General features: G+C 39.5%; 14 protein-coding genes (1 of these 14 cut by a window edge). All 14 read right to left on the bottom strand.

Going from position 1 to position 9,420, the window contains the following annotated elements:
* Positions 1-26 carry the start of a hypothetical protein gene (locus PQ460_RS03895; protein WP_069328383.1) on the bottom strand. 205 nt of this gene lie to the left of the window's left edge, so the window shows 26 of its 231 coding nt (coding positions 1-26); the start codon lies at positions 24-26; its stop codon lies off the left edge, out of view.
* Positions 27-194: 168 nt separating this feature from the next.
* Positions 195-821 (bottom strand): stage II sporulation protein M, encoded by a 627-nt coding sequence (locus PQ460_RS03890; RefSeq protein WP_274171833.1) that lies wholly within the window; start codon positions 819-821, stop codon positions 195-197.
* A 114-nt stretch (positions 822-935) separates the two neighbouring features.
* Positions 936-2,045 (bottom strand): Mrp/NBP35 family ATP-binding protein, encoded by a 1,110-nt coding sequence (locus PQ460_RS03885; protein WP_273613657.1) that lies wholly within the window; start codon positions 2,043-2,045, stop codon positions 936-938.
* Positions 2,046-2,280: 235 nt separating this feature from the next.
* Complete coding sequence (gene sat / locus PQ460_RS03880; protein ID WP_274171832.1) at positions 2,281-3,450, bottom strand: sulfate adenylyltransferase; 1,170 nt, start codon at positions 3,448-3,450, stop codon at positions 2,281-2,283.
* Positions 3,451-3,589: 139 nt separating this feature from the next.
* Positions 3,590-4,282 (bottom strand): phosphoadenylyl-sulfate reductase, encoded by a 693-nt coding sequence (locus PQ460_RS03875; RefSeq protein WP_204827276.1) that lies wholly within the window; start codon positions 4,280-4,282, stop codon positions 3,590-3,592.
* Between the two features lie 365 nt (positions 4,283-4,647).
* Positions 4,648-5,040, bottom strand: a complete 393-nt coding sequence (gene rpsI, locus PQ460_RS03870) for a 30S ribosomal protein S9 (RefSeq protein WP_069328378.1) — start codon at positions 5,038-5,040, stop codon at positions 4,648-4,650.
* A 19-nt stretch (positions 5,041-5,059) separates the two neighbouring features.
* Positions 5,060-5,497, bottom strand: coding sequence for a 50S ribosomal protein L13 (gene rplM, locus PQ460_RS03865; protein ID WP_273613659.1), 438 nt, complete (start codon positions 5,495-5,497; stop codon positions 5,060-5,062).
* Between the two features lie 268 nt (positions 5,498-5,765).
* On the bottom strand, positions 5,766-6,545 hold the full coding sequence (gene truA, locus PQ460_RS03860) for a tRNA pseudouridine(38-40) synthase TruA (RefSeq protein ID WP_274171831.1): 780 nt from the start codon (positions 6,543-6,545) through the stop codon (positions 5,766-5,768).
* A 144-nt stretch (positions 6,546-6,689) separates the two neighbouring features.
* Positions 6,690-7,055: a 50S ribosomal protein L17 gene (rplQ, locus tag PQ460_RS03855; protein WP_069328375.1), complete on the bottom strand. Its 366-nt coding sequence runs from the start codon at positions 7,053-7,055 to the stop codon at positions 6,690-6,692.
* 35 nt (positions 7,056-7,090) lie between these two features.
* The gene (locus PQ460_RS03850; RefSeq protein WP_069328374.1) at positions 7,091-8,035 is read right to left on the bottom strand and encodes a DNA-directed RNA polymerase subunit alpha; all 945 of its coding nucleotides are present in this window, start codon (positions 8,033-8,035) and stop codon (positions 7,091-7,093) included.
* A 139-nt stretch (positions 8,036-8,174) separates the two neighbouring features.
* Positions 8,175-8,570, bottom strand: a complete 396-nt coding sequence (gene rpsK / locus PQ460_RS03845) for a 30S ribosomal protein S11 (RefSeq protein ID WP_017815387.1) — start codon at positions 8,568-8,570, stop codon at positions 8,175-8,177.
* Between the two features lie 16 nt (positions 8,571-8,586).
* The gene (gene rpsM, locus PQ460_RS03840) at positions 8,587-8,952 is read right to left on the bottom strand and encodes a 30S ribosomal protein S13 (RefSeq protein WP_069328373.1); all 366 of its coding nucleotides are present in this window, start codon (positions 8,950-8,952) and stop codon (positions 8,587-8,589) included.
* A gap of 23 nt (positions 8,953-8,975) precedes the next feature.
* A complete protein-coding gene (gene rpmJ, locus PQ460_RS03835; protein ID WP_003333770.1) occupies positions 8,976-9,089 on the bottom strand; it encodes a 50S ribosomal protein L36 in 114 nt (37 codons plus the stop codon).
* 113 nt (positions 9,090-9,202) lie between these two features.
* Complete coding sequence (infA, locus tag PQ460_RS03830; RefSeq protein WP_017815385.1) at positions 9,203-9,418, bottom strand: translation initiation factor IF-1; 216 nt, start codon at positions 9,416-9,418, stop codon at positions 9,203-9,205.
* Positions 9,419-9,420: the final 2 nt, after the last annotated feature.

Below are 9,420 nucleotides of genomic sequence, written 5' to 3'. Positions count from 1 at the left end.
TTATCGTTCAATAACATTCCAAGCATATAAATATCCTCCCTAAATTGTAACTCTTCACAGTATATCTTTCAGGCTGCTATTTATCAGTTCATACCTCTTGATAGAATTATGATAGATAACAGCCTTCTGGATAGTGATGAATTAACCTAATTAGGCATACTTGTAACTGTTTGTATGTGGTTTTTTATAAATAACTAAGCCTTCATCAACCAAAATGTTATTGTACTCTCGATGATTGCTGCTACAAAAAGGATAATTACGATCCAAAATGAAGCAGTAATTGTAGATCTCATAAATTGTTTCCACGCTATTTTAAGTTGATATCGTCCTGCTGGGTTCCAAGTAGTCAGACTATCTAATACTAACTTGCCTAATTTTAAGCTATAAGCTGCTGCGATAAGGATAGCTGGAATTTCAAATATTCCATGTGGTAATAATCCTTTGACTATTAAAGTCACAACATCCTGTCCTTGCATATCATAAGTTCGTAATAGAAATCCTATAATCATTCCGTTCATGACTAAGAAGAATACAGGGACAATCCCAATAAAGACTCCTAAATAGATGATAAGAATACTTTTAATTGCATTGTTTAAAAAGATAAACACAAAATAATTAAGTTCTACATGCTGTCCTTGATCAAGCTGCTCTTTAACTATTTGCAATTGTTGTAGTTGTTCTCTTAGATAGTTACCTAATGGTTCCACTAATAAGATACCTGCTATGATTCCTACTACAAACAGAACAGTTGAAACCAACAGCATGGATCGGTTGGATTTGAGATCGCGCCAAAAGGTACGAAACGAAAATAATGAACCCATATGTGTACTCCTTTGCAATGTCATTTGATAGAAAGATAAAAAATAAAGAGAAAGGTATACTACTCCTTCCTCTCTATCTGCTCTTTATATATTTCTCATGATCTTGTTTAAGATTTAGTTGTGTTTTTCAATAACTTTCAGAGCTAACTCATTATACAGTTGACCGATTTCACTATCTTCTTTGTAGACAGAAGGTGAAAAGTCCGGGTCTGTTGGTAAATTATCAGGTGCACCTAATGGGATTTGAGCGAGTAACTCTGTATGCAAGGTTTCTGCAAGTTGTCCACCGCCACCTCTACCAAATACATACTCTCTTTGTCCATCTCTTGCCTGGTAATAGGACATATTTTCAACAACACCTAGAATTTCATGATCGGTCTGTAGTGCCATTGTTCCTGCGCGAGCTGCTACAAATGCTGCTGTTGCATGAGGAGTCGTGACGAGTATCTCTTTACTTTGTGGCAGAATTTGATGAACATCGAGTGCTACATCACCTGTTCCTGGTGGAAGATCTAACAACATGTAATCCAGTTGATCCCAATCTACATCGGCAAAAAATTGACGAAGCATTTTGCCAAGCATCGGTCCGCGCCATATGACAGGATTATTTTCTTTAATAAAGAATCCCATCGACATCACTTGAACTCCAAATCGCTCCACCGGTTGAATACGTCCTTCTTCTACTGTAGGCCCTTCTTCTATTCCCATCATATCTGGAATACTGAACCCGTAAATATCAGCATCAATAATGCCGACTCTTTTTCCTTGGCGCACTAATGCGGTTGCTAAATTGACAGTAACAGTAGATTTACCTACTCCACCTTTACCACTAGCTACAGCTATAAAACGAACACCAGAGTTAGCATGAATGATAGGAAGCTGCTCCAGACCTGCTGCATGACCTTTGTGGGTCTCAGATTCAGGCGGTAATGCTTCTTCTGTGTCTGGAGAGAGCAATTGACGTACTGTAGCCATTTCAAGCTCAGAAGGCGCTCTAAAACGAATATGTAGATCAATAGGTTCTACAATTTTGAGAGCTGACCGAATCGACTGTTCTAAAGCGTCTTTATACTCTTGACCTAACTCAATCCCCACTACGGTGAGAGAAATTCTGGAATCTTTGATCATAATATCACGAATAAATTGCATTTCTACTAGAGGAAAATCATACTGTGGATCTGTAACAGTACTTAGTAATTCCAAAACATAGTCTCTTGATAACATATGAGGTGCACTCCTTATGTGATTAGATTCAATATACCGTTATAAAGATAACCATGAGATCATAACGCAATACGTTGTATTATACCATTTTATAATATTGATTCGCGAATCATACATTGTAAAAATACAAATAAAATGTTTCTGCATCTATTCGAGTTGTTCTATATACTAAAAACCGTTCTACTCTAGATCATCATAACATGACCCAAGTAAAACGGTTTTGTTGTTCTCACAATTATGAGTTGATATGTTCAGCCATACCTTCGATCAACACTTCTGCTACTTCTGGACGTGTGAATTCAGGCGGAGGGCATTGACCATCTCTTAGTAATGCTCTTACTTTTGTCCCAGAAAGGGTTAAATGATTTTCTTTCGGATGCGGGCAGGTTTTGCTAGAAGCCATATTGCCGCATTTGGTACAAAAAAAGCTATGTTCAAAAAATAGTGGCATAATTCCTAATTCTTCTGCTGTAAAATGCTTAAAAATTTCTTGAGCTTCATATGTTCCGTAATAATCACCCACACCTGCATGATCACGACCAACGATAAAATGAGTGCAACCATAATTTTTGCGAACCATTGCATGGAATATAGCTTCTCTTGGCCCCGCATAACGCATAGCCGCCGGAAATACACCTAAAAATGCTCGATCTTTTGGATAGTAATTTTCTAAAAGAACCAAATAACTACGCATCCGTACATTAGCAGGAACATCATCCGATTTGGTTTCACCTACTAATGGATTCAGAAACAAAGCATCTACAATTTCCATCGCACTTTTTTGAATATACTCATGAGCACGATGAACAGGATTACGAGTCTGGAATCCTACTACAGTTTTCCAACCTTTATCTGCAAAAATTTGTCTTGTTTGTTCGGGATCAAAATAAAACTCACCAAATTTCTCAGGCTGAGGACGTTTTAAGACTTGGATAGGTCCTCCAACATAAATGGAAGAACGACTAAGTAATTTTTGTACCCCTGGATGCTCAGGATCATCGGTTTTGAAGACTTTCACAGCTTCTTGTTGTTGATCTACGTTATAGATACTACGTACTTCTAATGTACCGTAGATTTCTCCATCCTGCTCTCCTACCAAAGCCACCTGTTCGCCGATTTGCAATGTGGATGTAATAGACTCGTCTAAAGCTAGAGTAATTGGAATACTCCATACCGTACCATTGGACAATCTCATATTTTCCAAAACAGAATGATAGTCCTTTTCTTCCATAAATCCTTCTAGTGGAGAGAAAGCACCTACACCTATAAGATCTAGATCAGATATAGTCCATGTATTGATAGGAATCTGTTTCCATTGCTGAGCTTGAGCCAATAACTGATCACGATCTTCCTCTTTTACAATACGTTGAATCAATCGACCACCATGCGGCAAAATTGTTGTCATTCTGTAATCGCTCCTGTCTTATCATAAATAGGTATGTTGTATTGTCTAACTGTGCTAAGTATACATGAAGCCGACCAGATGGTTAGAAAAATCACTTGGTCGGCTTATGTTATTTATATTTATCATGAAGTTAATTTGTTTATTTGTGCAATCCACATTCTGTTTTATCTGAATTAGCCCAGCGTCCTGCGCGAGGGTCTTCACCAGGCATCACCTGACGTGTGCATTGTTCACAACCTATACTAGGATAATGTTGATCATGAAGAGGGTTGTAGATAATATCGTTATCACGGATATACTTCCATACGTCTTCAGAAGTCCAATCTGCAATCGGATTAAACTTCATTAAACCAAATTTAGAATCGTACTCTATTTTTTTGGCATTTGCACGAGTTGGCGCTTGATCACGACGAATACCTGTAATCCAAGAATCATATTGAGATAATATACGAGTTAAAGGCTCTACTTTACGAATATTGCAGCATGCATTAGGATCTACTGTCCATAAAGCTTCTCCATGAGCGGCTGCTTGTTCTTCCGGTGTTAGCTTAGGATCTACTTTTACAAACTCCAAACCATAACGTTCAATCATACGATCACGTGTCTCGTAGGTTTCTTTAAAATGGAAATCGGTATCTAAATAGAAAATATCAGTGGACGGGCTGATATTTTGTAACATATCAACAATAACTACATCTTCCGCTCCAAAACTACAAGCAAAAGTAAGACTTTCAAAATTATCTACAGCCCAACGAATCACTTGTTCAGCTGTAGCATGCTCTAGTTCTTCAGCTTTCACTCTAGCTAATTCTTCTTTTTCCAATAGATTCATATTTAGTTCCCCCACCTTTGGAATTCATTTTCCCATTTTGGTTTTAAGTACGTTCAACAAATGACTATTTATTAATCATATTTTTAAAGCCGACTAAACAACTAAGAATTATGTATATTATAGTACTTAATGGTTGAGGATTCAATAGTATTTTGAAAGTTAATCACAAGTTATTCACACTATTTTATAACTAGGAATAACTTTGTTGAAATGATTGTCGAAATTGTTACTTTATACACAAGGTTATGCACAAATCACATGTGGTCAAATGGTGGTCAAACGAGCTTCGATTGAAAGATAACCACAAAAAAGCCTCCCACCATTTCTGGTAAGAGGCTTCTGTAATCCTTGATAAACAAGGAATATTAACGTTTGGAGAACTGAGGTGCGCGACGTGCTGCTTTAAGACCGTATTTTTTACGCTCTTTCATACGAGGGTCACGAGTCAGGAATCCAGCTTTTTTCAAAGATCCACGAAGTTCAGGATCAGCTTTAAGCAATGCACGGGAAATACCATGACGGATTGCTCCTGCTTGACCAGAAATACCACCACCGTGAGCCAATACGATTACATCGTAGCTTCCGATTGTTTCTGTCAAGTTAAGTGGTTGTTTTACGATCAGTTTAAGTGTATCTAAACCGAAATATTCATTGATGTCGCGTTTATTGATGACAATGCGTCCTTCACCCGGTACAAGGCGAACACGTGCTACCGAATGTTTACGACGACCTGTCCCATAGTATTGTACTTGTGCCATGAAACTGTCCTCCTTTTAATTAGCCGCGAAGTTCGTAAACTTCCGGTTTTTGTGCTGCATGTGGGTGTTCTACGCCAGCATATGCTTTCAATCTTAACTTCATTTGGTTACCCATACGAGTTTTTGGAAGCATACCATGAACTGCAAATTCGATTACACGTTCAGGTTTGTTTTTGATCATTTCATCAGCAGTGGTAACTTTAAGACCACCTGGATGCATAGAGTGACGGTAGTATTTTTTGTCTTGCAATTTTTTACCAGTCAAGTGGATTTTGTCAGCATTGATTACGATAACGAAATCTCCACCGTCTACATGAGGGGTAAATTGTGGTTTGTGTTTGCCGCGAATAAGTGCAGCTGCTTCACTAGCCAAACGACCAAGCGTTTTGCCTTCAGCATCGATAATGTGCCAATTGCGTTCTACTTCACTTGGCTTCGCAATGTACGTCGTACGCATGAAAAGTTCCTCCTTAGTGTGCTTTTGAAAATATATCATTAAGACATATTCTCATATATCTTCGTTCTTGAGTTAGTGTTGTTAATACACAGTGTTACATAGTCATTAAGTGATGGATTAAAAATTTTTGGTGGTGTTATTCTTAATGGGGCTGTGGGATAGCCTTAAGAAAACACAAACTTTATTTTACAGCATAAAAACATGTTAAGCAAGAACTATTTGAAGTTTTTCTAGAAAAATTTTCTTAGGAATTTCCTTTGAAATTTTACTATGTATTAAACTCCTCATAGTGAACCCCCCACATCGTTAACGCTTTGCTAACTGCGGTAGGTCCTGCCATACTACGATCCTCTGCAGCAATCATTCTAGGAATAGCCTCCGGTTCGTGTTTACCTTCTCCCACTTGTACCAGAGTCCCTATAATGATACGTACCATATGCTGTAAAAATCCACTGCCTGTTATATAAAAGTGTAAAATACCTTGGTCTCTTGTATCAGGACGGGTCATAGAATAATCTACTTCCAAACGTGCCTCATAGATTGTACGGATATGACTTTGCTTTTCGGAATGTTTTGAAGCAAACGTTGTGAAGTCATAAGTGCCAATAAAGTAGGAAAGAGCTTCACGCATTGCTCCAATATTCAGTTTGCCTGGATGATGTAATTGCATATGCCTTAGAAAAACATCTGGATATTGATTAGCGTTAATCGTGTATCGATATGTTTTACGTTTAGCTGAGCGCCGTGAGTGGAAGTCCAAATGAACCTCGCGCGCATTTGTAACAATAATATCTTTGGGCAAGCGACCATTTAAAGCAAGTGGCCAACGTTCTGCTGGAACAGTTGATTCAGTCAAGAAATGAAATACTTGTCCGATCGCATGTACACCCGCATCGGTACGACCTGAGCCATGAATCTTTGGTTTTTCTCCAATGATCGAAGAAATTGCTTTTTCTAAATGATCCTGAATCGTATTTCCGTCTGGTTGGGTCTGAAATCCGTTATATCTTGTTCCATCGTAATTGACAGTCATACAAAGATTCCTCATATATCCTCACCTTTTATACAAAGCAAGGGAGCCCCTAATGGAGCTCCCTCCCTCATTATCCTCAAACACTGCATGTTCCAAACAGAGAAAAAAAGGGTTTTGTCAGAATCTGTTGACCCTGTCCACCCTTTCCTCATCTGCATGTTACGCGCGGTCTACCAATTCAAGATAAACCATAGGTGCAGCATCGCCGCGACGAGGTCCTAATTTAAGAATACGAGTGTATCCACCTGGACGCTCTGCATAGCGAGTTGCTAAATCAGAAAACAATTTTTGGATAGCATCTTGTCCACCATCGAGAGACTCGCGACGAACATAAGCAGCTACTTGACGACGAGCATGAAGATCTCCACGTTTAGAAAGGGTGATCAATTTTTCAGCGATAGAACGAACTTCTTTCGCTTTAGCTTCAGTCGTTTGAATACGCTCATACAAGAACAGGTCAGTTACCAGGTCACGAAACAAAGCTTTACGAGCGCTGGAATTACGACCCAATTTTTGGTATGCCATGTTGTTTTTCCCTCCTTCATTACACTATTAAATGATTAGTCTTCTTGACGAAGTCCTAATCCTAATTCTTCAAGCTTCTCTTGAACTTCCTCAAGCGATTTGCGGCCCAAATTGCGGACTTTCATCATATCGTCTTCAGATTTCGTAGTTAGCTCTTGTACGGTATTAATACCAGCACGTTTCAAGCAGTTGTAAGAACGTACAGAGAGATCAAGCTCTTCGATAGTCATCTCGAGCACTTTCTCTTTTTTATCTTCCTCTTTTTCGACCATGATTTCAGCATCTTTTGCTTCGTCAGTCAGACCAACAAACAACATCAAATGCTCAGTCAAAATTTTAGCGCCCAGACTAACTGCTTCTTCTGGTCGAATGCTACCATCCGTCCAAATTTCAATCGTTAGCTTGTCATAGTTCGTTACTTGACCTACACGAGTATTTTCCACGCCATAGTTAACGCGGGAAATCGGAGTATAGATAGAATCTACAGGAATGACACCAATTGGTTGATCATCACGTTTATTCTTATCTGCAGCAACATAGCCACGACCACGATTTGCAAAAATACGCATGTGAAGTCTAGAACCTGGAGCTAAAGTGGCGATATGAAGATCCGGATTCAGGATTTCAACATCACTGTCTGCACGGATATCTCCTGCAGTGATCGCCCCTTCTCCTTCCGCATCAATCTCCAACACTTTTTCTTCATCAGAGTGGATCTTAAGCGAAAGGGCCTTGAGGTTCAGAATGATTTCTGTAACGTCTTCCATCACACCTTGAACCGTTGAGAACTCATGCAATACACCATCGATTTGAACAGATGTTACTGCTGCTCCCGGAAGAGAAGATAACAAAATTCTACGAAGTGAGTTGCCAAGTGTTGTGCCATAACCACGTTCGAGCGGTTCAATGATGAATTTACCGTAGTTACCTTCATCATTTACATCTACGGTCTCAATTTTCGGCTTTTCGATTTCTATCACTGCAATATCCCTCCTTCAAAACGTCGCTCCTGTGAAACTGTCGCTGAATACTTACAAATAGACATGCAGTAGTATACCCGGTAAATGTATCTTTACCTTTGCCGGGGATTATACTACAAAATAAAGAGACATGCTTCAATTATACGCGGCGACGTTTTGGTGGACGGCATCCGTTATGCGGGATTGGCGTTACATCTTTGATTAGGTTAACTTCAAGACCAGCTGCTTGCAAAGAACGAATTGCTGCTTCGCGTCCAGCTCCTGGACCTTTAACCATAACCTCAACGGCTTTCATACCGTGTTCCATTGCTGCTTTAGCTGCTGTTTCAGCTGCTAATTGCGCTGCGAATGGAGTAGACTTACGAGAACCTCTGAAACCTAAACCGCCTGAGCTAGCCCAAGAGATCGCGTTTCCGTGAGGATCCGTAATTGTAACGATTGTATTATTAAACGTGGAACGGATGTGCGCCACGCCAGATTCAATATTTTTACGGTCACGACGTTTTGTACGTACGACTTTTTTAGCTTTAGCCATTGTGCTTTAACCTCCCTTACTTCTTCTTGTTCGCTACTGTACGACGAGGACCTTTACGTGTACGAGCATTAGTTTTAGTACGTTGTCCACGAACCGGCAATCCACGACGGTGACGAACACCACGGTAACATCCGATTTCGATTAGACGTTTAATGTTAAGAGAGATCTCACGACGAAGATCACCTTCAACTTTAGTACTACCAATTACTTCACGCAATTTTCCTACTTCATCTTCTGTAAGATCGCGGACACGAGTGTTCAGGTCAATACCAGTATCACTCAGAATTTTCTGGGAAGTCGTTTTACCGATTCCGAAAATATATGTCAAGGCGATCTCAACGCGTTTATCACGTGGTAAATCCACGCCAGCTATACGTGCCATTTTACGCTACACCCCCTAGATAATTATCCCTGTTTTTGTTTGTGTTTAGGATTCTCACAAATAACCATTACATTCCCTTTGCGGCGAATGACTTTGCATTTTTCGCAGATGGGTTTTACAGAAGGTCTTACCTTCATACTAATTACCTCCTCAAGTTTTACGTCCGTAAAACTTACTTGTAATCATTGTATCTGCTGACAAGCAATGATTTCATAAACATCTATTATAACATAGATTAGTGTTAAAGTGTCTATTTGCGGTAAGTTATACGACCTTTTGTCAAATCATAAGGTGACAATTGTACAACTACTTTATCTCCAGTCAGAATACGGATAAAGTGCATCCGTAGCTTTCCAGAAACATGAGCGAGAATCTGATGACCATTCTCTAATTCAACTTTGAACGTTGCATTCGGCAAGGGTTCAAGAACCACGCCTTCTACCTCAATAACATCTTCCTTGGCCACAG

The organism is Paenibacillus sp. KACC 21273, assembly GCF_028736095.1.
Taxonomy (GTDB): domain Bacteria; phylum Bacillota; class Bacilli; order Paenibacillales; family Paenibacillaceae; genus Saccharibacillus; species Saccharibacillus kyungheensis.
This window is presented reverse-complemented; position numbering and strand designations above follow the sequence as displayed.

Bases quoted from the DNA above. Each gene is read 5' to 3' on its own strand.
- PQ460_RS03890 (WP_274171833.1), bottom strand. From the start codon at position 821: ATGGGTTCATTATTTTCGTTTCGTACCTTTTGGCGCGATCTCAAATCC.
- PQ460_RS03885 (WP_273613657.1), bottom strand. From the start codon at position 2,045: ATGTTATCAAGAGACTATGTTTTGGAATTACTAAGTACTGTTACAGAT.
- sat (WP_274171832.1), bottom strand. From the start codon at position 3,450: ATGACAACAATTTTGCCGCATGGTGGTCGATTGATTCAACGTATTGTA.
- PQ460_RS03875 (WP_204827276.1), bottom strand. From the start codon at position 4,282: ATGAATCTATTGGAAAAAGAAGAATTAGCTAGAGTGAAAGCTGAAGAA.
- rpsI (WP_069328378.1), bottom strand. From the start codon at position 5,040: ATGGCACAAGTACAATACTATGGGACAGGTCGTCGTAAACATTCGGTA.
- rplM (WP_273613659.1), bottom strand. From the start codon at position 5,497: ATGCGTACGACGTACATTGCGAAGCCAAGTGAAGTAGAACGCAATTGG.
- truA (WP_274171831.1), bottom strand. From the start codon at position 6,545: ATGAGGAATCTTTGTATGACTGTCAATTACGATGGAACAAGATATAAC.
- rplQ (WP_069328375.1), bottom strand. From the start codon at position 7,055: ATGGCATACCAAAAATTGGGTCGTAATTCCAGCGCTCGTAAAGCTTTG.
- rpsK (WP_017815387.1), bottom strand. From the start codon at position 8,570: ATGGCTAAAGCTAAAAAAGTCGTACGTACAAAACGTCGTGACCGTAAA.
- rpsM (WP_069328373.1), bottom strand. From the start codon at position 8,952: ATGGCACGTATAGCTGGCGTGGATTTACCACGTGATAAACGCGTTGAG.
- rpmJ (WP_003333770.1), bottom strand. From the start codon at position 9,089: ATGAAGGTAAGACCTTCTGTAAAACCCATCTGCGAAAAATGCAAAGTC.